This is a genomic window from Lactobacillus equicursoris DSM 19284 = JCM 14600 = CIP 110162 (assembly GCF_001434815.1).
GTDB classification, from domain to species: domain Bacteria; phylum Bacillota; class Bacilli; order Lactobacillales; family Lactobacillaceae; genus Lactobacillus; species Lactobacillus equicursoris.
Genome location: NZ_AZDU01000012.1, coordinates 1 through 26040 on the forward strand (window position 1 = coordinate 1; position 26040 = coordinate 26040).

Annotated in this window: 19 protein-coding genes and 2 pseudogenes; 15 read left to right on the plus strand and 6 right to left on the minus strand. The window is 47.9% G+C overall.

Annotated elements, in window-relative coordinates; translation table 11 throughout:
- Positions 1–674: 674 nt before the first annotated feature.
- The 3 genes from FC20_RS03580 to pyrF form a co-directional block, all read right to left on the minus strand.
- Positions 675–1613, minus strand: a complete 939-nt coding sequence (locus FC20_RS03580) for a peptidylprolyl isomerase (RefSeq protein ID WP_008459548.1) — start codon at positions 1611–1613, stop codon at positions 675–677.
- A gap of 137 nt (positions 1614–1750) precedes the next feature.
- On the minus strand, positions 1751–2374 hold the full coding sequence (gene pyrE / locus FC20_RS03585; RefSeq protein ID WP_008459547.1) for an orotate phosphoribosyltransferase: 624 nt from the start codon (positions 2372–2374) through the stop codon (positions 1751–1753).
- On the minus strand, positions 2374–3084 hold the full coding sequence (pyrF, locus tag FC20_RS03590) for an orotidine-5'-phosphate decarboxylase (RefSeq protein ID WP_008459546.1): 711 nt from the start codon (positions 3082–3084) through the stop codon (positions 2374–2376). The genes pyrE and pyrF overlap by 1 nt, the downstream gene beginning before the upstream one ends.
- Positions 3085–3329: 245 nt before the next feature.
- Between pyrF and FC20_RS03595 the strand changes: the two genes are divergently transcribed.
- On the plus strand, positions 3330–4259 hold the full coding sequence (locus FC20_RS03595; RefSeq protein WP_008459545.1) for a dihydroorotate dehydrogenase: 930 nt from the start codon (positions 3330–3332) through the stop codon (positions 4257–4259).
- A 48-nt stretch (positions 4260–4307) separates the two neighbouring features.
- Here the strand turns inward: FC20_RS03595 and FC20_RS03600 are convergent, their stop codons facing one another.
- Together FC20_RS03600 and FC20_RS03605 are read right to left on the minus strand one after the other, a co-directional pair.
- Entirely contained in the window at positions 4308–4655 is a 348-nt protein-coding gene (locus FC20_RS03600) for a YtxH domain-containing protein (protein WP_008459544.1), read from the minus strand.
- An 11-nt stretch (positions 4656–4666) separates the two neighbouring features.
- Positions 4667–5104, minus strand: a complete 438-nt coding sequence (locus FC20_RS03605; RefSeq protein WP_008459543.1) for an HIT family protein — start codon at positions 5102–5104, stop codon at positions 4667–4669.
- Positions 5105–5214: 110 nt separating this feature from the next.
- Here FC20_RS03605 and FC20_RS03610 point away from each other — a divergent pair, with 110 nt between their 5' ends.
- The 6 genes from FC20_RS03610 (at position 5215) to FC20_RS03635 (ending at position 9522) form a co-directional block, all read left to right on the plus strand.
- Complete coding sequence (locus FC20_RS03610) at positions 5215–5961, plus strand: ABC transporter ATP-binding protein (RefSeq protein ID WP_008459542.1); 747 nt, start codon at positions 5215–5217, stop codon at positions 5959–5961.
- Positions 5954–7195 (plus strand): ABC transporter permease, encoded by a 1242-nt coding sequence (locus tag FC20_RS03615; RefSeq protein ID WP_008459541.1) that lies wholly within the window; start codon positions 5954–5956, stop codon positions 7193–7195. Before FC20_RS03610 ends, FC20_RS03615 begins: the two co-directional genes overlap by 8 nt.
- A 48-nt stretch (positions 7196–7243) precedes the next feature.
- A complete protein-coding gene (trmB, locus tag FC20_RS03620) occupies positions 7244–7903 on the plus strand; it encodes a tRNA (guanosine(46)-N7)-methyltransferase TrmB (protein WP_008459539.1) in 660 nt (219 codons plus the stop codon).
- 87 nt (positions 7904–7990) lie between these two features.
- Entirely contained in the window at positions 7991–8311 is a 321-nt protein-coding gene (locus tag FC20_RS03625) for a thioredoxin family protein (protein WP_008459538.1), read from the plus strand.
- A gap of 22 nt (positions 8312–8333) precedes the next feature.
- Positions 8334–8981 (plus strand): YtpR family tRNA-binding protein, encoded by a 648-nt coding sequence (gene ytpR / locus FC20_RS03630; protein ID WP_008459536.1) that lies wholly within the window; start codon positions 8334–8336, stop codon positions 8979–8981.
- A 286-nt stretch (positions 8982–9267) separates the two neighbouring features.
- Positions 9268–9522 carry a hypothetical protein gene (locus FC20_RS03635; RefSeq protein ID WP_008459531.1) on the plus strand — a complete coding sequence of 85 codons (255 nt, stop codon included), beginning with the start codon at positions 9268–9270 and terminating at the stop codon, positions 9520–9522.
- A gap of 101 nt (positions 9523–9623) precedes the next feature.
- On the opposite strand, the pseudogene FC20_RS03640 reads toward FC20_RS03635, so the two are convergent.
- Positions 9624–10125: pseudogene (locus FC20_RS03640) on the minus strand (IS4 family transposase); the annotation flags it as partial.
- Positions 10126–10712: 587 nt separating this feature from the next.
- Here FC20_RS03640 and FC20_RS03645 point away from each other — a divergent pair.
- The 8 genes and pseudogenes from FC20_RS03645 (at position 10713) to coaE (ending at position 26034) form a co-directional block, all read left to right on the plus strand.
- A complete protein-coding gene (locus FC20_RS03645) occupies positions 10713–16502 on the plus strand; it encodes a S8 family serine peptidase (protein WP_008459526.1) in 5790 nt (1929 codons plus the stop codon).
- A gap of 94 nt (positions 16503–16596) precedes the next feature.
- Positions 16597–17765, plus strand: a pseudogene (locus FC20_RS03650) (MalY/PatB family protein).
- 483 nt (positions 17766–18248) lie between these two features.
- Complete coding sequence (murC, locus tag FC20_RS03655) at positions 18249–19568, plus strand: UDP-N-acetylmuramate--L-alanine ligase (RefSeq protein ID WP_008459520.1); 1320 nt, start codon at positions 18249–18251, stop codon at positions 19566–19568.
- A 476-nt stretch (positions 19569–20044) separates the two neighbouring features.
- Positions 20045–20464, plus strand: a complete 420-nt coding sequence (locus FC20_RS03660) for a MarR family transcriptional regulator (RefSeq protein ID WP_008459518.1) — start codon at positions 20045–20047, stop codon at positions 20462–20464.
- Between the two features lies 1 nt (position 20465).
- The gene (locus tag FC20_RS03665) at positions 20466–21851 is read left to right on the plus strand and encodes an MDR family MFS transporter (protein WP_008459516.1); all 1386 of its coding nucleotides are present in this window, start codon (positions 20466–20468) and stop codon (positions 21849–21851) included.
- A 79-nt stretch (positions 21852–21930) separates the two neighbouring features.
- Entirely contained in the window at positions 21931–24594 is a 2664-nt protein-coding gene (polA, locus tag FC20_RS03670; RefSeq protein WP_008459514.1) for a DNA polymerase I, read from the plus strand.
- A gap of 31 nt (positions 24595–24625) precedes the next feature.
- Positions 24626–25453 (plus strand): DNA-formamidopyrimidine glycosylase, encoded by an 828-nt coding sequence (mutM, locus tag FC20_RS03675; RefSeq protein WP_008459513.1) that lies wholly within the window; start codon positions 24626–24628, stop codon positions 25451–25453.
- Complete coding sequence (gene coaE / locus FC20_RS03680; RefSeq protein WP_039942964.1) at positions 25450–26034, plus strand: dephospho-CoA kinase; 585 nt, start codon at positions 25450–25452, stop codon at positions 26032–26034. The genes mutM and coaE overlap by 4 nt, the downstream gene beginning before the upstream one ends.
- Positions 26035–26040 lie beyond the last annotated feature (6 nt).

The window sequence follows — 26040 nt, forward strand, 5'->3', positions numbered from 1 at the left end:
ATATTTAGAAAAAGTGGTCCGGTTGAGTCAAGTTGGGGGCGAAAAATAGGAAAAAGGAGGTCGGTTGAGTCAACTTGGGGGCAAAAAATGGGAAAAATTAGCTCGGTTGAGTCAACTTGGGGGCAAAAAATGGGGAAATTTAGTCTGGTTGAGTCAACTCGGGGGCAAATATTTAGAAAAAGTGGTCCGGTTGAGTCAAATCGGGGGCGAAAAAGCGGGAAAAAGGAGTCGGTTGAGTCAAGTCGGGGGCAAAAAAACGTGAAAATTTAACCCGATTGAGTAGGATGCCCAAAACAATGCCAACAAAAATGACTAGTAGCCCAAAATGATCTCAGATTGCACAATAATTTACTCAACTGGGGCCTATTTGTTAAAAAAGCTTCACAGAAACATACTCAAGTAAGAGAAGTGGCGGCCCAAAAATTACTTAACTGCCGGTGCATTTTGCCCAGTTGAGTAAGTTAATGAGCAGTATTTCCCGTACTTGAGTAAGATCGTGTGCAGCATTTCCCGTACTTGAGTAAGATCGTGTGCAGCGTTTTGCCTAGTTGAGTAAGTTAATGAGCAGCATTTCCCGGATCGTGTGCAACACCCATCCCAGCCAAAACGCCCCAAAAACAAACAAAAACAGCTTTCCGCCCAGATGGCGAAAAGCTGTTTTAATACCTAACCTATTAGTTTGAGCTTGAAGTTGCAGTTGAGCTTGCAGTTGAGCTTGATGGGTTCAGGTAGCTTGAAAGCAGGTTCTTGCTCTTCAAGTCCTTGTCCTTGATGTTCACGTCAGCCTTCTTCAAGACCTTACCGATGATCTTAGTCATCACAGTTGAGTTTGAAGCCCACTTAGTGTAAAGCTGGTTGTCGATGAACTTCTTGTTAGCCTTAGTGTTGTAGGCACCCTTCTCAGTAGTCTTCAAGACCTTGATGACTTCGTAGCCAGATGAAGTCTTAACAGGAGTGGTGGTGTATTCACCTTCCTTAAGCTTCCAAACGGCGCTCTTGAAGGTGCTGCTCAAGCTGGTGTCAGTTGAGTCAAAAGCTGCAAGCTTACCAGCCTTCTTCTTAGTGGCCGTGTCAGTTGAGTACTTCTTAGCCAAAGTGGCGAAGCTAGTGCCGCTCTTCAGCTTGCTGATGACGGTTTGAGCAGTAGACTTCTTAGCTACAACGATGTGTTGTACAGTCGTCTTCGTGTGGTAGCTTGCCCACCAGTTCTTTTCTTGCTTGGCAGTTGGCTTCTTCAAGTCCTTCAAGGCAGCGATTGAGTAAAGGTTAGTTGCCAAGTTTTGCTTGAAGCTCTTAGTAGTCAAGCCGCTGTAGCTCAACACAGTTGAGAAGCTTGAACCGTATTGCTTCTTGTACTTGTTGTATTGGGCATCGATCTTCTTTGAAGATACCTTGTCGCCGTATTGTTGCTTCAAAGTGCGGTAGATGATCAAGCTGACCAAGGTTTGTTGACCAGATGAAGTGTCCTTCATGGCTTCGTAGTAGTCATCTTGGGTGATTTTGCCGCCCTTATAGTTAACAACAGTTGCTGAGCTGCTTGAGCAGGCTGCGGTTGACAGACCAATAGCAGCTGCACCAGCTAAAATAGCGATTTTCTTCAAACTTTTTTTCATAAAAAAATTCTCCACATCCTTCATACGTACTGGTATCTAATATAACATATTTTTGCGGAATTAGATTGCAATAGTTCGAAAGTTCATGAAAAATATCTATTTTCTTAGGAAATTCTTTAGATCGTAAATGCGAAAAATTACCGCTTCCAGTTCCATGGATCTTGGTGCCATGCCAAAAGTTCTTCGTATTGTTCCTTAGTAACCGTCTTAGAAATTTCTTGTTCGATCAGTTCCCGGTAGTTCAAAAGCGGTGCAAACTTAGTATCAGCTTTCTTAAAGTTTGCGTCTGCATCTGGCAAAAGGTAGGTGAAGATGGAGCTGACGCCGTCAACGTGGGCGCCGGTGTCCTTAACCGCTTGAACCGCAGCCAAAACGCTGCCGCCAGTTGAAATCAAGTCATCGATCAAGACGATGTGGTCGTCCATGGAAAGGCGGCCTTCGATTTGCCGGCCTTGGCCGTGGTCCTTTGGCTTGGAGCGAACATAAACCATTGGTAGGTTCATCACTTGGGCTACCCAAGCAGCGTGCGGGATACCAGCAGTTGCGACCCCGCCGATTACCGTTACTTCTGGGAATTCCTTTTTAATCAAGGCAGCCAGATTTTCGGCAATGGCTTGGCGGAGTGCTGGGAAAGAAATGGTCTGACGGAGGTCAGTGTAGATTGGGGAGTGCATCCCGCTAGCGTAGACAAAGTCCTTGTCAGGTGAAATAGTTACGATCTTCTTGTCAATCAGTTCGCGGATAATTTCGTTGTTGTTCATTATTTAGTCCAGTCCTTTAAAATTTCTTCGTATGCAACTTGTGGGTTTTCAGCTTGGGTGATTGGTCGGCCAACGACGATGGCGGTTGACCCGTTTTCCCGTGCTTGGCTTGGGGTTGCCACTCTGGCTTGGTCGTCTTTCTTGTAGGAAGCTGGCCGGATGCCAGGAGTGACGAACATGAAGTCGTCGCTGAATTCGTTCTTCATGGCCTTGACTTCAAGAGGTGAGCAGATGATACCGTCAGCACCCGCCGTTTGGGCCTGGTGGGCCAGGCTCTTGACTTCGTCGGCTAAGCTGAGTGAGCAGTGCTGCTCATCTCTTAAAACATCTTCTGAGATGGAAGTCAGTTCCGTTACTGCCAGCAGCTTTGGCACTTCCTTGCCTTCTGGCGTGCCTTCGATGAGGCCTTCTTTAGCCGCCTTGATCATTTCCTTACCGCCTAAGGCATGAACAGTCGTGCAGTAAACGCCCAGGGCTGCCAGCTGTCTGGCCGTCCGCTTGACGGTGTTGGGAATGTCATGCAATTTTAAGTCTAAAAAGATTTGGTAGCCCTTAGCAGACAGGTCGCGGACAATCTCTGGTCCGTATTGGTAGAACATTTCCATCCCCAGCTTGACGTGCAGCTTGCTTTGTGGCTGCAGCTGGTTGAGAAAAAGCCACATCTTTTCTTGATCATCAAAATCTAAGGCAATAAATAATGGTTTGCTCATGTCGGCTCCTTATTTTGTGTAAGCAAAAACCCGCCAAAGTCTAGAAAGAGACCAGGCGGGCAGAAAATGTGCTTAGTTATAACATTTGCGTTGCGTTTGCTTGTGGTCTCTCTGTACCATTTAAAGCTCAATCAACAAAAGATTATCACGATGCCCGCTAAAAATCAAGCTTGCCTTTTATTATTTTTTGTTGCATAATTTTGTCGAATTGAAATGTTAAAAAGTTAACAAGTAACGGAGGCAAAATGACTAACGATGTAAAGATGGCCGTTTCCTTGCCCGGCCTCAAGCTGAAGAATCCAGTAATGCCAGCAAGTGGCACCTTTGCCTTTGGCGATCTGCCAGAAAATTTTGATTGGGACCAAATGGGGGCGATCGTGATCAAGACCGCTACGCGGCACGCTAGAACCGGGAACCCGAAGCCGCAAATCGCCCTCTTAGAAGACGGTGTCATGAACGCGGTTGGCTTGACCAATCCAGGTTGCGAAGTGGTGGCCAGTGAAAAAATTCCTGCTTTAAGAAAAAAGCACCCAGACTTGCCAATCATGGCCAGCGTGGGCGGGGAGAGCGTCCAAGACTATCTGGAAGTAGCGGAAATTTTGGCTAGCGCTAAGCCCGATGCCTTAGAGCTGAACCTGTCTTGCCCAAACGTGTCTGAAGGCGGGATGACTTTTGGCATCGTGCCTGAAATGGTGGAAGAGATCACCAAGAAGGTCAAAGAGCGCGTTGACATCCCGGTTTACGTCAAGCTGACGCCCAATGTGACCGATATTACCGAGATCGCTAAAGCTGCTGAACGAGGCGGCGCTGACGGTTTAACCTTGATCAACACCCTTTTGGGCCTGCACCTGGACCTGAAGACCCGCCGTCCAGTTTTAGGCAATGACTTTGGCGGGCTGTCTGGCCAAGCCGTCAAGCCGGTTGCCGTCCGCATGGTGGCTCAGGTGAAAAAGGCGGTTAACTTGCCAATCATTGGGGTTGGCGGAATCAACTCGGCAGAAGATGCCGCAGAATTCATTTTAGCCGGGGCCAGCGCCGTTCAAATCGGCTCCATGGCCTTCCACGACAAGTTAGCCATCAAGCACGTGGTAGACGCCCTGCCGGGCGTTTTGGCAGGCATGGGTGTCAGTGACGTCAATGACCTGGTTGGCCAGTGGCAGTCTAACAAGGCTTAATCGCAAACAGAAAAAAGGAGTTACCCCACGTAACTCCTTTTCTTTTGCTTAGTTTTCAGTTTGGTTGAGGTCGCCATTTAGGTCCTTGGTTAGTTGGTCAATCTTGGCTTGGAGGGCGTTGATTTCCCGGTCAGCCTCTTCTTTGAAGTGGTCGACATTGGTGTTGAGGTCTGCTAATAATTGGCTGGCTTCTGGCACGGAGCTGGCCAAGCGCTCGCCGGCTTCATGAGCCCGGCTTAGGCTGTCTTCCAGGTCCTGCTGGGCTTCTTTAAAGCCATCTGCGTCTTCTTTCAGGTATTCCCGGGTCGTCTTGCCTTTTTCATCTGGCAAAAAGGCAAAAACCGCACCGGCAATAGCCCCGGTCAAAAAGCCCAGGCTAAAATGCTTCAAACTCATCTGGCTCCTCCTTAAAATTGTTCCTTAATCTTGTCACAAACGGCTTGGTACTTGACTTCGTCGTATTGGTCAGCGTTGTTTCTGGTGAAGAACTTGATGCCGTCGCCTTCCCAGCGCGGGATGAAGTGGATGTGAGAGTGCATCACCACTTGGCCAGCAACTTCGCCGTTGTTAGAAGTGATGTTCATACCGGTAATCTTGTCGTTAGACTTTTTAATGGCACGGGCAATTTCTGGGATATACTTCAAAAAGCGTTCAGCATCGGCTTTTTCGTAGTCAAAGAAGTTGACCAGGTGCTTTTTAGGCACCATTAAGACGTGGCCTTCGTTGACTTGGGAAATGTCCAAAAAGGCCTTAACGTCATCATTTTCAAAAACGGTGTAACTAGGAATTTCGCCTCTAATGATCTTGCAGAAAAGGCAGTCGTCTATTAAGTTTGATTCAGTCATTTTTCGTACCTCTTTTTTCATATTTATCGGGTTATCTATCTTTATCTTTTAGATTATCCTTGTCTTCATGCTATCATATTAAAGAGACAAAAACATGAAAGACGAGAAAAATGACACTAGAAATTACAAACTTAACGGGGGGCTATTCTGGCATCCCGGTCATCAAGAACGTTAATTTAACGGTGGAAAAAGGACAGGCCCTGGGCCTGATCGGCTTAAATGGGGCAGGTAAGTCCACCACCATCAAGCACCTATTGGGGCTTTTGCGCCCGCAAAAGGGCACGATCACTTTGGACGGGGTGGACCTCGCCAAGCAGCCGGCCCAATTTAAGAAAAAAGTGGCATACATTCCGGAAACGCCGGTGATTTACCCGGAATTAACCTTGAAAGAACACATAGAGCTGACCATGCTGGCCTATGATCTGGGCGAAGATTCTTGGGACAAGGCGAATGAGCTTTTAACCATGTTCCGCCTGCAAGAAAAGCTGGACTGGCTGCCGGTCCACTTTTCAAAAGGGATGCAGCAAAAGGTGATGATCGTCTGCGCCTTTTTGACCAAGGCTGAACTCTTAGTGATCGATGAGCCTTTTACCGGGCTTGATCCGCTGGCGGTAGCCAACTTTATCGATTTGATCAAGCAGGCTTGCGCTGAAGGCAGAGAGGTCTTGATGACCACCCACGTTTTGGCCGATGCCCAGCAGGCCATCAAGACCTACGCCATCTTGAACCAGGGCACGATCGAATTCGTTGGCAGCCTACCGGAGATCCGGGCGCACTACGGCTTAAAGGAGACCGATTCCTTTGACAAGCTCTACCAGGTCTTATACCAAGAAGAGAGCAGGGATCAGCATGCGTGAGTTAGCGAAAAAAAGGCTGAGCGCCAACTTCAAGCAGTCGACCAAGTACCTGGCCCTGGTCTTTAACGACTTCTTCGTCTTGGCCTTGATTTTCATCTTTGGGGCAGTCATGTTCTGGTATGCCAAGATCATGAAGGTCTTGCCGGCGGGTAAGTGGTACTATCCCTTGATCTTGGCCGGCATCCTCTGGATTGCCAGCCTGCCGGGAAAGCTGGTTACGCTGTTTCAAGAAGCGGACCGGCAGTTTCTTTTTACCCAAGACGACGCGGTTAAAGACTATTTGGACGAGATGCGGGGCTACAGCCGCCTGCTTCCCGCCATCTTGATCGGGATCACGGCAGCCATCCTCTATCCTTTTGCCAGCTTGAAGGTTGGCTTAAACGGTAGCAACTATCTTTTTTTGGTCTTGGCCCTTTATTGGGGTAAAATGGCTGAGCAGCAAGTGGTCAGTCAAGAATTTACCTTTGACCACCGGGTAAAAAGGGCGTCCTGGCTGGCTCGGGGCTTGACCCTGGCCATGCTTTTAGCCGCCCTTTACCTCATCCCGCAAATCGCCGGAATCGTCATCTTGATCCCGGTTGCAGCTTCCTTTTTCCTGAAAAAAAGAGGGGAAAAGCGGCAGGGACAGGTCTTTGATTGGCAATACGCCATCGACTATGAAACTGAGCGCAAAGACCTAGTCTACACAGCCTTCTCGCTGTTTACTGACGTGCGGGAGAAGCGGGTCAACATCAGACGGCGGAAGTACCTGGACTTCCTTTTGCCAAGCTTAAAAAAGGAAACTGCCAACAGCTTCTTGTTCCGCCGGTCGCTGCTGCGGAACCCCGAATACTTGAACCTGCTGGCCCGGATGACGGCCTTCATTGTCTTGATTAGCCTGATGATTGCCGACTGGACCTGGACGGTGCCGATTGCCTTCTTGATCCTCTACCTGACGGTCTGGCAGCTCTTACCACTGGCGGAAAACTATGACCGGAACATCATGTACCGGGTCTACCCGATTGACCAGGCAAAGAAGGGGCAAGACCTTAGCCGGGTCCTTTCTTGGGCGCTCTTTTTGCAGGCGATCGTGGTTGCCGCCGTGTGGCTGATCGCTTTACCTAAAGAAAAAATCCTCTCAGTTGGCCTGCTGCTCCTTTGGACCTTGCTTTTAGCCAAGGTCTACCTGCCTTACAAGACTAAGGAGGTAGAGAAGCGAGCGAGATACGGGAAGAAGAGCGGCAGAAGAAAATAACTTTTTAGCAAAATAGAAGATAAGACAAAATAGAAAGAGAAGAAATTTATGCGTTTAAAGAACAAGCCATGGGCAAATGACCTCGTTGACCAGCACCCAGAAAGTGCCTTAGACCGGCCAGACCCAAGCGAAAAGATTGACTGGGCAGCCCGCTTTGGCAATGACCACCCGATTGAAATTGAAATCGGCTCAGGCAAGGGCCAATTTATCACCACCCTGGCTAAGCACCACCCGGAAACCAACTTTGTGGCCATGGAAATCCAAAAGACCGCAGCCGGCATTATCTTGAAAAAGAAGCTGGATGAGGGCTTAGACAACCTGCAAATCCTCTGCGCTGATGCGGCTAACCTGGTAGCCTACTTTGGTGAAAATTCCACCAGCAAGATCTACCTGAACTTCTCTGATCCCTGGCCAAAGACCCGCCACGAAAAGCGGCGTTTGACTTACAAGAGTTTTTTGGCAGAATACCAAAAGGTCTTGACCGCAGATGGCATGATTGAGTTCAAGACTGACAACTCTGGACTTTATGCTTATTCCGTCCAAAGCATGAACAACTACGGGATGCATTTTGACTTTGTCTCCGTTGACCTCCACCATGAAAAAGAAGAAATCGTGGAAGCTAACGTGGAAACCGAATATGAGCACAAGTTTGCATCTAAGGGGCAGCCAATCTACTGTCTGCACGCTCAATTTTTGCCCAAAAATTAGTCGAAGACAAAAGACTTGCTTTTCTAGGAGAATCAGTTAGAATACTAGTAAGCAGTTTTCTTATTAAAAGTAAGTAGGAGGAAACCTATGGAAGATTACAAGGTAGTAGACCAGGCCAAGCTGGCCGACTTAGTTAAAGCAGGCCGCACGGTCGTAGAATTTTCAGCAGACTGGTGCCCAGACTGCCGCTTCCTCGATCCAGCCATGCCAAGCATTGAAGCTGACTTTGCAGACAGCAAGTTCATCAAGGTTGACCGCGATGGCTCTATTGACCTCTGCAAAGAAATGAATATTATGGGAATTCCTTCATTTGTTGTCTACCAAGATGGCCAAGAAATTGGTAGACTAGTTAATGGAGACCGCAAAACGAAGCAGGAAGTCGAAGCTTTTTTACGGTTAGTTGACTAGATAAAGAAGGGACCCTGATCTAATGATCACTAGCATTAATAAAGTAAGTTATCCTAACACCTTGATCGTCATCCTGGCTCAAGGCGAAGGCGAAAGCAAGTTTGAAGAAAAGGCTGATGTTACCCGCGTTACTGACGAAAAGGGCAAGCTGACCGGCTTCAACTTCTTTAACGTAAACGAAGTTTTGGACTACGACAAGCTGCCAAACGGCCAAGTTAAGCTTGACGCCGAACAAGTAGCTGCCTTGAACAAGAAGCTGGCAGAAGCCGGCTTTAGCGACAAGCTGGAAGTTGCCAAGCCAACCTTGGTTTATGGCTACGTTAAGAGCTGTGAAGTGCACCCAGACAGCGACCACTTGCACATCACCCAAATTGACGTGGGTGACGGCCAAGACCACCAAATTGTCTGCGGCGCGCCTAACATCGCTGAAGGGCAAAAGGTGGTTGTCGCTTTGCCTGGCACCTTGATGCCAAACGGCGCACAGATTTGGCCAGGCGCCTTGCGCGGCGTTGAATCAGACGGCATGATCTGCTCAGCCCGGGAACTGGGCTTGGCCCACGCTCCGCAAAAGCGCGGCATCATGGTTGTGCCTGACACCTTTAAGGTTGGGGACGAATTCGAACCAACCAAGTGCGACGAATTGCTCGCTAGCGGCGTAATTACGCTCTAATTAGGATATCGAGAACCCAGCATCGGCATGGTGCTGGGTTTTTCTTTTGGCAAAAATGCTAGGGAAGGATCGACAATCAAGGAAAAAATGAAAAATGTCAAATACTGCCCTAACTGTAGTCAAGCAGGTCGATTGGATCATGGCGGCCTTGGTTAACCCAGATGAAGATGCCACCCGCTACATTAGCGGTCAACCATGAGAATCTGGCGCCACTGTAGAAGTTCCACAAGGAGCGGCAGACCGCTTTGTCGGCGGCAGATCAAACAGTGGCTACCAGCAGATTAAGTTGGAAAACAACCGGTGGGATGAGTCCGATAAGATCTTGTGCTACTCGCAAACGGTGACTATGTCAGCTGTTTATCTGCTGAGCGACACGGAGAGTCAGGTGATCTACCGAATTGACTATACCTTCATTCATGAAAGTGATGTCCACGAGAAAATTTTTGAATATAGTGGCGTGGTTGAAAAGTCTGACAGTGAGTACCTAATCCAGTCTTTGGGCGGTGCTAAGAAGATTTCTGATACCACGACGGATGATTAAATGTAGTGGATTTTTGATTCATTAGTATATACTTAAACTTCCCACACCAAAAAGAACTATAAAGCCTTGAAAACTCAATAGTTTGGCCAGTAAATATTCAATTAAACTGCTAGTGATGGCGACAATGCCTCCTGCATGTACTTCGGGAGGCGGGAAATGAAAGCATTGGTAAATCTTTCTGTCTGCTCTTCGGTCGGTTGGAAGATTTCTTTCACGCTCTCGAACATGGCTTCCACCAGGATCTGGAGAGAGTGATGAAAAGTGATGTCCGCAAGCTCGTCTATCATGCAGTAAAAAAGCTCGCCTATTGTCCTGTCATCTTCGTCATCTCGTTTGGAAACTGACATGAACATATAGCGCAGAAAGACAAAAGCCGTATGAGCTGTCAGTGCATCATATGAGAGGCCATGGTATTCAGTGCCTAACTTCAAGAAGCTCTTACAGGTCTTGAAGAAGACCTCGATATTCCATCTTTTGCCTTAAATTCTGATGATCTTATTTTCATCGATGTCCATGTTTGTGCAGATAAGAGTAATCCTTACGGTTGGCACGATTTCTTACGCAGACTATTCTGGCATTAACCTGAGCGCCATCGCAATTTGGTGTTCGTTTTCAGTATTGAATGATGGTAAACTAGACATAGCACAAGCCGTTCGTTTGATATTGATTATGTTGTTGTCAAATTATATCAAGCAAACAAAGGCCTTGTGCTTTTTTATAGGCTAAACTATTGAGTTATCAAGGCTTCATAGTTCTTTTTGGTGTGGGAAGTTTAAGTTTATAAATGAAAAATTTTAATGTAAATCTAACTTTAAAAGCTATAACAAAAAATTGGTAATATTCTTTTTTAAAATGAAAGAACAGAAAGAACTATATTCAAATAGGGATCGTGTTATTATAATTAAAAAGATAACGCTATGTCACGACTTGAACAATTCAACTTTAAGTTAGTATTTTGTAGATTTTTAACTTTTTAACACGTTATTTTCTCGCATATTGCTGAAATAATGTGCTTTTTATTTTTTAGCATTCGGAAATTGCTTCTTAGCAGTTTTGCTTAAAATTCCACCAAAAAGTCTTAACTTTAATTTAGATTATGGTATAATTATGAAATATTGGTGAGCCAGAGCTGTGTGATGATAGGCTTGCTAATAAAAATATTTATTTGTCTATAGGAGTTAAGGAAATAGATGGAAAAGAAGAAATCCGCACGCCATTTGAACAAAGTGGCTGAATTAGCGGCAGCACTGCTCCTGTCAGCGAGTCCACTGGCGGGAACTTTCCAGTCAGCCGCTTTTGTCCAAGCTGCCAGTCAAGAAACAGTTAGTCCACGGTCGGCTAGCCGGGAAGCACTGACCAAGTACTTGCAGCAAGAGCAGCGTTATAACGCTAAGAAGAGCTACAGCAAGTTCCAAGAGGCGGCTAAAGAGCAAAGACAGGCTTCTGGCCAAGCAGTTAGCAAGAAGAATGAGTCCTCGGTTCGGGTGATCGTCAGTCTGAATAAGTCAGCCGCATTTGATCACACCAGTAAGCCGACTGGATCAGCGGCCTCAGTTAAAAAGATTGAGCAGGCAAGCGATCAAATCAAGGATGGTCAAGAAAAGGTGATCAAGCAGGTGGAAGAAATCACCGGTAACAAGGTCCGCCGGCAGTTCGGTTACTTGGTCAATGCCTTTTCCATCGATATGGACTTAGACGATATCGACAAGGTTAAGGATCTGCCACAGGTTAAGAACGTTACGCCTGTCAAGGTTTACCATCCAACCGATGAGAGTGCTGATCAAATGGCCCAAGTGCAAGACGTTTGGCAAGAACAAAAGCTCAAGGGCGAAGGTATGGTTATCTCGATCATTGATACCGGGATTGACTCCAGCCACCAGGACTTGAAATTGGACAGTGGCGTCAGCACCGCGTTGAGTAAGAGTGAGGTTGAAAGCGACAAGAGTAAGCTAGGTCACGGGAAGTATTACACGGAGAAGGTTCCATACGGCTACAACTACGCTGATAAGAACGACCAAATCGTGGACAATGGTTCTGGCGAAATGCATGGCCAGCACGTGGCCGGGATTGCTGGTGCCAATGGCCAAGTTAAAGGTGTTGCGCCGGATGCCCAGCTTTTGGCAATGAAGGTCTTCTCCAACAATGCCAAGAATTCTGGTGCCTATGATGATGACATCATTTCAGCAATTGAAGACTCAGTTAAGCTGGGGGCCGACGTTATCAACATGAGTTTGGGCTCAGTTTCATCAGATGTCGATCCAAGTGATCCACAGCAACAAGCTGTGGCCAAGGCATCAGAGGCTGGCGTCATTAATGTTATCTCTGCTGGGAACTCAGGTGTTGCCGGGTCGACTGCAGATGGTAATCCGGTCAATAATACCGGGACAAGTGAACTCAGTACTGTTGGCGCTCCAGGGGTTACACCAGATGCTCTGACGGTGGCCTCTGCTGAAAACAGCAAGGTGACCACCGACACAGTTAAAGACGAACTCGGTGGGGTCAGCTTTAACTCAAATTCAGAATTAAAGGGTGCTGCGCAAGTAACAACCCAACTGGAAAGCAACTACTCAGTTTTAACGAAGAAGCTTAAGCTTGTTGACATGGGCTTGGGCGGTGCAGATGACTATACTGCTGAAAAGAAAGCTGAGGTTAAGGGACAACTTGCAGTTGTTGAACGGGGATCTTACACCTTCTCAGAGAAAGTTGCCAATGCCAAGGCAGCTGGCGCGGCAGGGATTGTTATCTACAACAACCGGGATGACGGTATGGTATCAATGGCCTTAGATGACAAGACCTTCCCAACCTTGGGGATGTCTAAGGCAGATGGGGAAGTTCTGGCTAAAGCAGCAAAAGGAGGTAAGAGCATCAAGCTGAAGTTTGGTACTGCTTTGATCGATAACTCCAGCGCGGGAAAGATGAGTGACTTTACTAGCTGGGGACCAACGCCGGAACTCGACTTCAAGCCAGAAATCACTGCTCCAGGCGGGAAGATCTACTCGCTGGCCAACGACAACAAGTACCAGCAAATGAGTGGGACTTCAATGGCTTCACCATTTGTCGCAGGTTCAGAAGCATTAATTTTACAAGGTATCAAGAAACAAGGTTTGAACCTGTCCGGGGAAGAATTAGTACAATTTGCTAAGAATTCAGCCATGAACACTTCCCACCCCGTCTATGATACTGAACACACCAAGGAAATCATTTCACCTCGCCGGCAGGGAAGTGGGGAAATTAACGTTAAGGACGCCATCAACAATACGGTTGAGGTTAAGGCAGCCAACGGCAACGGGGCAGCAGCCTTGAAAGAAATTGGCCGGCAGACGACTTTTAAGATTACCTTGACCAATCATGGCAAGAAGGCTCAAACTTATGCGGTTGACAATTATGGTGGCCCATACACCCAGGCAACCGATGCCAAGAATGGTGAAATCTATGACACCAAGATTGTTAAGGGGCAGCTGACTACTGAAACGCCTAAGGTGACGGTTCAGCCAGGCGAAAGCGTGGATGTAAGCTTTACCTTGACCTTGCCATACAGTTTCCAGCGGCAAAATTTTGTTGAAGGCTATGTTGGTTTTGAAGCAGAAGACCAGTCAACGCCAAACCTGGTTCTTCCATACATGGGCTTTTTCGGTAGCTACAGTCAAGCTAGTGTTAGCGCGCCAATGCTTTATGAAGGTGGCAATTCGAATCTAATCAACACGATTCAGTCCCTGGTTGGCGTCATGGCTTCTAACAACGATGACATTCTCGGCTATACTGGCTATGAAGGTGATGATTACAGCAAGTATACTGATCCTGATCTGATCGCGATTTCACCAAATGGCGATGGCAGCCGGGACTACGCATATCCTGTTCTCTTCTTTGACCGAAACTACAAGGAATACACGGAAACGATTACTGATGCTCAAGGAAACAAAGTTAAGAGTTTGGGTGTTGGTAAGGAGGGCACTAAAGATTACTACAGTTCTTCAAGCGGTAAGTGGACCAAGCACTCCCTGGACAAGTGGGATGGCACTGACGCTGACGGCCAAGTTGTTAAAGATGGGCAATACATCTACAAGGTTGAATTTACCCCAGCAACTGGCGGCAGCAAGCAGGAATTGAACATCCCTGTCAAGGTTGATACTAAGGCCCCAGAAGTGAGCGACTTGCAAGTCACTAAAGATGGCAAGCTGCGTTTGAAGGCTAAGGATTCCGGCAGTGGCCTTGACATGACAATGTTTGTTGCGGCAGTAAACGGTGAAAAGCAGAAGCTGGCACTGGCTCCGGTTAAGGGAGAAAGTGATGTTTACGAGTCAACGACTGCCTTGACTGGCCTTAAAGATGGCAAGAACCAAGTAAAAACTGTTTTGGCTGACTATGCCGGCAATGTTGGTTATGCTTCAACTTTCTCCAGTCAAAATGACCAAGATGACAGCAAGCTTCTTATCTTCAACCTCACTGATGGTCAAAAGGTCACCAGCCAAAGCCCGGCTTACGACCAAGAAAAAGAAACTTACACTGTAACTGGTACATACAAGAAGAAAACCAAGCTTAAGTTTAATGATGTCGAAGCAGAGACTGATGAAGATGGCTACTTTGAAGTTAAGCTGCCAGTCAAAGATGGACAAAACCAGCTTTTGATCAAGGATGGGGACGAAACCCTTGAAGCAGTCAACTTTACGGTTAAGGCTGAGGGACCGAAGATCAGCGTTGACGAGGAAAATTCAGGCCGGATTTTGGCTAAGGATGATTCCTATACTTTATCCGGGACGGTATCTGGCCTTGGCGAAAGCGGCAAACTGGAACTGACAAACTTGTCTGACAAGAGCAAGACTAAGTTAACGGTTGACCAGGGCGGCAAGTTCTCACAAAAGGTTGACTTGAACTACAGTGATAATCCTTTTGAACTGACGGCAACTGATGCGGATGGCAATGTTACAAAGAAGGACGTAACGATTTTCACCGCTAGAAGTTACACTTACAATAAGGATATGCTGACTTTTGACAATGTCGCCAGTGATCTGACGGTTGTCGGCAAGAATACGCCAGGCTATGACGAGAAAGACAACAGTTTCACGGTTACTGGCAAGTTGGCATACCCAGTTGCCCGCTTCCAGTTAAACGGTGACGATGTCAAGTACGATCCAGATACGCTGAAGTTCAGCTACACGATCAAAGACTTAAAGAACGGCAACCATTCATTGACTGCCTTGGTGCAAGATCCGCGGCTTAACGACGGCAAACCAGTCGTTAAATGGAGCTACAAGCTTTGGGTTGACTTAACAGCGCCAAGCCTGCAATTAGAAGGGATGACCTTAGGCGAGGATGGCCAGTTGGCTGTCTACACCAACAAGGATGTTTACGATCTTAAGGCAACGATCAATGACAACTTGAGCGGTTACAGCCTGCAAGTTGGCAGCGATACTGCTTACCAAGACAAGACTTACCAGGTGTTTAACGAAGACTTCTTTAAGAATAGGGATGCAGTCAAGGTCAGCTACCCGATCAAGGCTGAAAAAGACGGGTCCCGGAAGGTCAAGGTAACTTTGACTGATGGCAGTGACAACAAGACTGAACAAGACTTTACCCTGTATAACCACCAGGCAGAGCTTGAGGCACCGGATGTTTCAGCATCAGAAAGCAAGAAGACCAATCAAGCTGTACAGCTGAAGGTCGAAAATCTGTCCGATGTACAAAAGTCTGCTGGCAAGTTTAAGGCAGCTCACCTCTACTACTCAGTTGACGGCAAGACTTGGACCAAGCTGGACAAGGATACTGTACAGGTAGCTGAAAATGGCAAGGTTGAGTTCAAGTACCAAGACGTTTACGGCAATGAGTCAAAGCTTACGACTTATGAAGTTAAGAACATTGTCAAGGAAGTCGCTGCTCAGCCAGAATTGAAGCTGACTCCTGATGGGGAAGGCAAGGTTAAGGCCGAGCTGACTTTTAACAAGAAGGATGTTGACAAGGGCTTCAACCACATCAAGTACAGCCTTGATGGTGGCAAGACCTGGACTGACTACAAGGATGCCTTTACGCTGACTCACAACGGAACTGTTGAATTCAAGAGCTATGACGACGCTGGCAATGAGAGTCAAGTATACACCAGCGTGGTCAAGGTAGAACGGAAGCTGCCCGCTCCAGAGTTGACTGGTACGGTTGAAGCAGACAAGAGTGTTGAGGTTAAGGCTGGCAACGTTGAACAGGCTGAAAAGGATGCTGACGGAAAAGTAACTTTGCTTTACTCAACTGATGGTAATGATTGGTCAAAGGTTGACGGCGAAGTTAAGCTGACTGACAGCGGCCGGGCTATGTTCAAGTACCGCGACGGGGATGACAACGAATCTGCTGTTGTAGTTTACGAAGTCAAGAAGGTTGTCGAAGAACAGGCTGCAGAGTCTAAGCCGGAAAACAAGACCGACAGCAAGGCTGACACCAAGAGCGACTCCAAGTCCGACAGCAAGACTGAGACTAATAGTGAAGCCAAGTCAGACAACAAGTCTTCTGTAAAGGATGATAAAAAGACTGAAAGCAAACCAACTTCAAAGAATGGCGCGAAGAAGACTAGTGCTAAGAAGAACAAGAAGGCTTCTAAGAAGGCAAGCAAAAAAGCAGTTAAGAAGACTAAGACTTATAAGAAGGTCAAGTTGACTAAGCTGACTAAAGTCTACAATAAGAAGTGTAAGGTAATTGGCAAGCTTAAGAAGAAGACTACTGTTAAGCTCTTAAGTAAGAAACAAAAGCTTCATGGCAAGTACTACTACCGGGTTGGCAAGAAAAGATATGTTTTGGCAAGCAGCCTGTCAAAGAAGACTAAGAAGGTTAAGCAAGTCCGCTTGCATAAGAACACCGAGGTCTACAATAAGAAGGGCAAGGTAGTTAGTCATCTGAAAAAGAAGCAGAAGGTTAAGCTTTTAAGCAAGAAGCAGAAGCTTCATGGTAAGTACTACTACCGAATTGGCAAAAACAGATACGTTAAGGCAAGCGTGCTGTGATTAGAGGGAGACAGGTTCCGAAAGGAACCTGTTTTTCTGTGCTAAACTGAAGCTAGTAAAAGCGGTTAGAAATTTTTTCTGTGAGGTGACAAAAATGCCAGAGAAGCAATATGAATTTACTCATGTGCCAAAAAGACGGAGTAATTCTATCAAGTGGGGCAATTTAAAAGTAAATGAATTGCCAATGTGGATTGCGGAGATGGATTTCGAAATCGCCCCGGAAATTTTGGCCAGCATGGAAGATAAATTAGGGGTCAAGGCCTTTGGCTATGAGAGCGTGCCAGCAGAACATTACCAAGCTGTGGCTGACTGAGAGGAAAAAGAGCATGGCGCCAAGATGGATCTCTCTTGGGGCTTGTTTGCTTCCGGGGTGGTCCCTGCAATTTCCGCCTTGCTCCGGCTGGCCACTAGCCCAGGCGATGAGGTTCTGCTACAAGAACTGGTCTACAACATGTTCTACTCAGTCATTGAGGGCAATGGCCGCAGAGTTGTCCCCAGTGATTTAGTCTATGAAGGTGGTAAGTATCCGTTGACTGGCCGGACCTTGAAGACAAGCTGGCCTGTCCTTCTGTCTGGGCGATGATTTTCTGTAACCCCCACAACCCGATTGGCTACGCTTGGAGCAAAGAAGAAGTTGCCCTAGTTGCTGAACTTTGCGCTAAACACTAGGTTTTACTGCTTTCAGATGAAATCCATGGAGACCTGGTCTTAGACGGTGACTTCACTCCAGCCTTTACGGTCGAAGGAGAAGCTAAAAACTGGGTAGTTTCCTTGATCTCGCCAAGCAAGACCTTCAACTTGGCCGGTCTGCACGCTGCTTGCGCGATCATCCCTAACCCGGACTTGCGTGCCCGCGCTGAGGAGCTTTTTTTCTGGCCGGCATCGGAGAACCGAACTTGTTGGCCATCCCGGCAGCAATTGTCGCTTACGAAGAAGGACATGACTGGCTTCGTGAACTTAAAAAGGTATTGCGGGACAACTTTGCCTTTGCACGGGAATTTTTGGAAAAGGAAGTGTCAGAATTGAAGGTCTTAGACTCAAACGCCAGCTACCTGGCTTGGGTTGATATCAGCGCTCTTGGGATTAACGAGGCTAACTTCTGCAAGTACCTAAGAGAAAAGACTGGTTTGATCATCTCTGCCGGGAACAGCTACCGGGGGTAACGGAGATGAATTCGTCCGGATAAACCTGGCCTGCTCAAAAGAATTGGTAATTGATGGGATGCAACGGTTGAAGCAGGGCATAGAAGCTCTGGGTAAGTAAACAGATTAGTGGTGAGGAAAGATAACCTACAGTGTTCCTAAGTTTGTGAATTGGCTACGAGTAAAAAATAATGCTGAGCTTCGTCTTGATCCAAATGCGGAAGAAAAGTATTACCAAGGCAAGCACAGGATTGTCGGCAAGATTACTTATATGGACACTGGTCTGCCTGTGACTTGCAGGAAAACATTTAAGGGGAATATTGGTCTTGGTTAAGGTGATTTCTGATGAGGATATGAGGTCTTATTACAGCAAGATCTTTGTTTTGGTGTGGGAAGTTTAAGTATATATATATTAAGCTAATTGTGTGAAAGAAAAGTCGAAAATCGATCCATATCTAAGTAGCCAGCAGAATAAGCAGTAGTTCACTTAATCCAAATCTGATATTTCCTCAATTTTTTACAAAGAGCTCGGCTAGGGCTCTTTTTTCTTTTCCTATTAATGCTAAAATTAGAAGCGAACGATTGAAGATAATGGAGCAAAAAAATGTTAGATAAGACAAAACAAATTTGGTTTATTGGTATCAAGGGGACCGGGATGGCTTCCCTGGCCCTGATCTTGCACGACTTAGGCTATAACGTTGCCGGCAGTGACATCGACAAGTATACTTTTACTCAAGACCCGCTGAAGGCCGCTGGGATTGAAGTTGCTTCTTTTTCAAAGGACAACATCAAAGGCGAAGGGCAAGTCATCGTCAAGGGTAACGCCTTTAAGAGCGACAACATTGAAGTGGCTGCTTGCGAAGAAAAGGGCGTTGCTTGGCAAAGCTACCCAGACACGGTTGAAGAAATTGTCCAACAATACACTAGTATTGGCGTTGCTGGCTCACACGGTAAGACCTCAACTACGGGCCTCTTGGCAACGGTTTTGAGTGAAGCCGCACCAACCTCTTTCTTGATTGGTGACGGGATGGGTAAAGGCGTTAAAAATTCTCGCTTCTTCGTCTACGAAGCTGACGAATATCGCCGCCACTTTTTGGCATATCACCCAGACTACCAAATCATGACCAACGTCGACTTTGACCACCCAGACTACTTCAAAGACCGCGACGACTACGCCAGCGCCTTCCAAACTGCTGCTGACCAAACCAAGAAGGCACTGTTCGTTTGGGGCGATGACGAGCGCTTGAAGCAGATCACGCCAAAGACCGCCAAGAAGTACACTTACGGCTTGAAGGACAGCGATGACTTCCAAGCCTTTGACGTGGTGAAGACCACCAAGGGTGCTAAGTTACACGTGAGAGCCCACGGCAAGGATCTCGGCGAATTCACCATCCACCTGTTTGGTGACCACAACGTGATGAATGCTACTGCTGTCATCGCTATTGCTGTCACTGAAGGTATCGACTTAGACTTGGTTAAGGACGGTCTGGTTAAGTACACCGGGGCCAAGCGCCGCTTTAGTGAAAAAGACTTCGGCGACACGGTGGTAATTGATGACTACGCTCACCACCCAACTGAACTGCGCGCCACCATCCAAGCTGCCCGGCAAAAGTACCCAGACAAGAAGCTGGTTACCATCTTCCAGCCGCACACTTACTCTCGGACCAAGGAATTCGAAAACGACTACGTTGAAATCCTGAAGGGCGTAGACAAGGCCTTTTTGACCCCTATCTACGGCTCAGCCCGTGAACAAGCCGGCGACATCAAGAGTGAAGACATCACTAGCCAAATCCCAGGTGCTGAAGTCATCGACTTTGACAATCTGAAGGACCTGCTGGCCTACAAGGGCGACTGCATCGTCTTCATGGGTGCCGGGGACATTCCTAAGTACGAAGTAGCTTTTGAAGAAATGCTGCAAAAATAATTTTTAGACGACCGAGACTTATGTCTCGGCCGTTTTTTATTGATTCGATGTTGGTGCGGGCGCAATTTTTGGCAAACTGAAGAATAGCAGGGGACGATTGCACAAAATTTTACTCAACTAAATTGATTTTTGAAAAAATCTGCACACGATCTTACTCAAGTAAGCAGACTTGTAGCCCGAAACTTACTCAACTACTTGTCAGGCATAGCCAGTTGAGTAAGATCATGAGCAACCTTTCGGCTACTTGAGTAAGATCGTGAGCAGCATTTTGGCCAGTTGAGTAAGATCGTGAGCAGTATTTTGTCTACTTGAGTAAGATCGTGAGCCGTCATTCCGTCAGTTGAGTAACTTCCTGTGCAATTTTTATAAAAAAACTCCCCAGCCTAGCCGCCAGCAGTACCCCCTCAAAAAAGTTAGGCATCTAACAAATCTTGCCCTATAATATTCGTTAGACTACTAACGAAAGGAGCACCAACTTGGAAAAAATCGAACCCATCCGCAAGCTCATCAAAGAAGCGGCCAAGAGCATCGACCAGCCTAAGCAAGTCGCCGCCAGCCTCCCCTTGACCCGGGTGCAGGTCCACGCCATCGACTTCCTGTCCAATCAGCCTGATTGCCAAGTCAACCAACACCAGTTTGACCAGGAAATGGGTGTCCAGCGCTCGACCATCACCGTTATGCTGCAGCGCCTGGAGAAAAAGGGCCTGGTGACCCGCCTGCCTGATCCCGCTGACAAAAGGCAGAAGCTGGTTGCTTTGACGCCAGCTGGCAAGGACCTGGTGCCCAAGCTGAAAGAAGTCATCATCGACGATGATCTGCAGCTTAAGCACCAGTTCACCGATGACGAATTAGCAGCCACTCGTAAAGTTTTAATGTATATCAAACAAGAAGGGTAAAATGTCACACAAAACATCGAAAATACCAGGAAAAGTCTACGCGGCCATCACCGCCACCGGCCTCATGTCCTTTAGCGGGGTCTTGGTCGAAACCGCGATGAACGTCGCCTTTCCAACCTTAATGAAAGAATTTGGCGTTGCCACCAACGTCGTCCAGTGGATGACCTCCATTTACCTGCTGGTCATCTCCGTCATCGTGCCGCTGTCCGCCGTTTTAAAGTCCACTTTTAAGACTAAAAAGCTGTTCATCACGGCCAACTTGCTCTTTTTAGCCGGTCTTCTCATCGACGGCTTTGCGCCGAACTTTAGCCTGCTGCTGCTCGGCCGGGCTATCCAGGGTGCCGGGACCGGGATTGCGCTGCCTCTGATGTTCAACATCATCTTAGAGCAGGTGCCGGTGGACCGTATCGGGACGATGATGGGCTTTGGCAACCTGATCACCGGGATTGCCCCGGCCCTTGGGCCCACTTTTGGCGGGATCATCATCAACAGTCTGGGCTGGCGCTGCGTCTTTTACTTCCTGATTCCCTTGATCCTGATCTCCCTTTTCCTTGGCATCTACGGCATCCAGCAAAAGTCCAAGATCGTCAAGATCACGCCCGATGCCCTCAGCATCGTCCTCATTGCCATCTTCTTTATCGGCATGATCTACGGCTTCAGCAAGCTGAGCGAATTTGGCGCCGAAACCATCATTTCGATCCTGCTCGCTATCATCGCAATTATTCTCTTGCTCAAGCGGTCCAGCCACTTAAAGCAGCCAATCTTGAATTTTGCCTTGCTAAAAAATCAGGCCTTCTCGGCCCACCTGTTAGGCTTCTTGCTGGTCCAGCTTTGCTCCTTAGGCAACGCCTTCTTGCTGCCTAACTACGTCCAGCTGGTTAACGGCAACACCGCTTTAGCTGCTGGCCTCTTGGTCATGCCAGCCGGGGTGGCCGGCGCCTTGATGAGCCTAGTCGGCGGCCACATGTACGACAAGTACGGGGCGAGAAAGCCAATCTTGACCGGGGTGGCCTTGATGGCAGCCGAAATCCTGGCTTTTGCGGCGATTTCCCTTTACATGAACAACCTGGAAATCTGTCTCATCTACATCCTTTACATGACCGGGATGGGGATGCTGATGGGCAACGTCATGACTGACGCCTTGGCCCAACTGGACCAAAAAGAGCAGTCCCAAGGCAATGCCTTCATGAACACCGTTCAGCAATTTGCCGGCGCCATCGGGACGTCGCTTACTTCCGCGATCGTCGCTCTCAGCCAAGGCGGCCATGCCACTAGCGCCAACACCGCTGCTGGTACCCAGCACGCCTTTATCTTCTTAGGCGTTTTGGTCGTTTGCCTCTTTGTGCTTTTTTACAAGGAAATTAAGCCCAGCGATCAGGCGAAATAGCTTAAGAATAGTCAAAAAACTGTTAGAATATTTAGTAGATATTTTGACAGTTTTTTTATTTTGAAGGATGAGCAAAAACATGACTAAAGACAAACTTCTCTTAATCGATGGCAATTCCGTCGCCTTCCGGGCCTTTTTTGCCATGTACCAGCAGCTGGACAAGTTTAAAAACGCTGAAGGCTTGCACACCAATGCCATTTACGCTTTTAAAAACATGCTGGATGTCGTTTTAAAGCAAGAAGCCCCAACCAAGGTACTAGTAGCTTTTGACGCGGGCAAGGTCACCTTTAGAACCGGCATGTACAAGGAGTATAAGGGCGGACGTGACAAGACTCCGGTCGAACTGTCTGAGCAGCTGCCTTACATCCGGGAAATGCTGAAGGATCTGGGCATCAAGAGCTACGAACTGGTCAACTATGAAGCTGACGACATCATCGGGACCCTGGCTAAAAGGGGTGCAGAAGCCGGGATGGAAGTCGCCGTCGTGTCCGGTGACAAGGACTTGACTCAGCTGGCTAGCGACCACGTCACGGTTTACGTGACTAAGTCCGGCGTCACTAAGCTGGAGGCTTTTACCCCAGAGCACATGAAGGAGGTTAACGGCGTTACACCGACTGAATTCATCGACATGAAGGCCCTGATGGGCGACCCATCCGACAACTACCCAGGCGTGGCCAAGGTAGGGCCAAAGATCGCTTCTAAGCTCATCCAGCAGTACCACAGTGTGGAAAATCTTTATGAGCACGTTGGCGAAATGAAGAAGTCCAAGTTAAAGGAGAACCTGATTGCTGGCAAGGACAATGCCCTTTTGGGTAAAAAGCTGGCCACGATCAACTGCGATTCGCCGGTCGAAGTGACTTTAGATGATTTGACTTACTCTGGTCCTAACGTCGACGACCTCCGCCGCTTTTATGAAAAAATGAACTTCCGCCGCTTCTTGGCGGACTTGGCTAAGGCGGGCGAACTAACAGAAGAAACCACAGAAGTTAAAAAGCAAGAATACACGGTCTTAACGGCCAACAACTTAGGCGAAATTCCAGATTCTGACCACGCTGTCTTTTACCTGGCCATGCTGGGCGACAACTACCACCAAGCGCCATTTGCCGGCTTTGCTTTGGCAATGGGCGATAAGACTTTTGTCAGCCGGGACGTGGCTTTGCTCAAAGAAGAAAAGCTGAAGACTCTACTTGAAGACAAAAAGGTCGAAAAAGATGTCTTTGACTTAAAGCGGGTAACCTACGGTCTTTCCCGTCTTGATATCCAGGCTGCCGGCATGACTTTTGACCTGCTCCTAGCTTCTTACCTAGTCGACAATGAGAAAAATTCTAACGACTTGGGCGAACTGGTCAAGGGCTATGACTATTTCGATTTAAAGTCTGACCTGGAAGTTTATGGCAAGGGCAAGAGCGCCAAGATTCCAGAAGCAGACGAGGTCTTTTTCAACCACCTGGCCGGCAAGATTGCGGCCATCAAGGCCTTGAAGGCGCCGCTTTTGGCAAAATTAAAGGACCACGAGCAAGACGACCTCTTTGACACCATCGAAATGCCAACCGCCAAGGTCTTGGCCAAGATGGAATTAAACGGGATCAAGGCCGAACCAGCTAAGCTCAAGGAACTGGAAGATGACTTTGGAGAACGCTTGAAGGCTCTTGAAGAGAAAATCTACCAAGAAGCTGGTGAAAAGTTCAACATCAACTCTCCAAAGCAATTAGGCGTGATCCTCTTTGAAAAATTGGGCTTGCCAGTCATTAAAAAGACCAAGACCGGTTATTCCACTTCTGTCGAAGTTTTGGACCAGCTCAAGGAAAAGAGTCCAGTCGTTAGCGACATCCTTGAATACCGGCAGATTGCCAAGATCCAGTCCACTTACGTTAAGGGCCTGTTAGACGTGATCGACCCGGAAGACGGCAAGATCCATACGCGCTACTTGCAAACCTTGACGGCGACGGGCCGCCTGTCTTCAGTTGACCCTAATCTACAAAACATCCCAACCCGGACCGAAGAAGGCAAGCAGATTAGAAAGGCCTTTGTTCCGTCAACGCCAGACGGCTATATCTACTCTTGCGACTACTCCCAAGTTGAGCTCCGTGTTTTGGCCCACGTGTCAGGCGACGCCAATATGCAAGAGGCCTTTAAGACCGGCTACGACATCCACGCCCACACGGCCATGCGGATCTTTCACTTGAACTCAATTGATGAAGTAACGCCGCTTGAAAGACGGCGGGCCAAGGCGGTCAACTTCGGGATCGTCTACGGGATTTCCGATTACGGCTTGTCTAAAAATCTGGGTATCTCCAGAAAGCAGGCTAAGGAATTCATCGCTGAATACTTTGACCAATACCCAGGCATCAAGGCCTACATGGACCAGGCTGTTAAGGATGCTAGAGAAAAAGGCTATGCCGAAACCATCATGCACCGCCGCCGCTACCTGCCAGACATCCACGCCAAGAACTTTAACGTCCGCTCCTTTGCTGAGCGGACTGCCATCAACTCCCCAATCCAAGGCTCTGCCGCCGACATCATGAAGATCGCCATGATCAACATGCAAAAGAAGCTGGATGAACTGGGCTTGAAGACCAAGATGGTCGTGCAAGTGCATGACGAACTCATTTTTGACGTGCCAAAAGACGAACTGGAAACTGTTAAGAAGATCGTGCCAGAGGTCATGCAGTCAGCCGTTCAGCTGGATGTACCGCTAATCGCGGACAGCGGCTACGGCCATGACTGGTATGACGCTAAGTAGTAAATAACTGACAAAAAGGAAGGTGAAGCAAATGCCAGAAATGCCGGAAGTAGAAACGGTCAGGCGGACCCTGACGCCCTTAGCGGCTGGTAAAACGATCAAGCGCGTTGACGTTTGGTATGACAAGGTTATCGTCGGAGATGTGAAGTCTTTTCAACAGCAGCTGAAGGGGAAGACCATTGAAAAAATCGACCGCTATGGCAAGTACCTCCTCTTTCGCCTGGGCGACTTGACCATCGTGTCCCACCTGCGCATGGAGGGCAAGTACCGGCTGACTACGGCGGATGCGCCAAGAGAAAAGCACGAGCACCTGCAGTTCGTCTTTACCGATGGCAGTGCCTTGCGCTATGACGATGTCCGCAAGTTCGGCCGCCTGCAGCTGGTGGAAACGGGAACTGAGCGGATTGTCACCGGGATCAAGCACCTGGGCCCAGAAGCCTTAAGTCCGGAATTTACCGAGGACTATTTTGCCAAAGCCTTGAAAAATAAGACCAAAAAGATCAAGAACCTGCTTTTAGACCAGACGGTGGTGGCTGGTCTTGGCAACATCTACGTTGACGAGGTTTTGTGGCAGGCCAAGATCAACCCGGTAGCTGAGCCCAAGGATTTGACTAAACAGCAGGTTCAGGACCTGTATGAGGCAATTAATTCGACCATCAAAGAAGCCACCAAATTAGGCGGGACAACCGTCCACTCCTTTTTAAACGCTGAAGGGCAGGCGGGCGGTTACCAAGACCGGCTGGAAGTCTACGGCCGGGCCGGAGAAGACTGCTTAAGATGCGGGGAAAAATTGGTCAAGATCAAGGTCAATGGGCGGGGGACCACTTATTGTCCAAACTGCCAGAGGCTCAAGTCATGACGCTTTTTTTAGGCCTAACCGGCGGAATCGCCACCGGCAAGTCGACCGCGTCGAAGATTTTGCAGGATATGGGCTGCCAGATTATCGATACCGACCTAATCGCCCACCAGCAGGCCGAAGTGGGGCAAGCTGGGTGGCTAGCGATTAAGAAAGAGTTCGGGGATGTATTTTTTAAAGAAGACCAGACCCTGGACCGGAAAAAGTTAGGCCAGTACGTGTTTAGCAATCCCGATGCTTTAAAGAGATTATCCACCGTCACCCAAAGGGAGATCTTGAAAGAAGTCAAAAGGCAGATGGCGCAAAGCACGGCTAAAGTCTGCGTATTAGACGTGCCGCTGTTGTTTGAGGCAGGCTGGGACCAGTACTGCGATTTGACGGTCTTGATCGACCTGCCAGAAGCTGAGGAATTAAGGCGGCTGATGGCCCGAGATGGTCTAACAGCAGCTGAAGCTGAAAAAAGGATTAAAGCCCAGCTGCCTTTGGCGGAAAAACGCCGCCGGGCTAGCTATATCATTGAAAATACTGGTACAATAGAAGCACTAAGAAAGAAATTGGATCAACTACTGGCAGAGCTTGCCTGAAAGGAG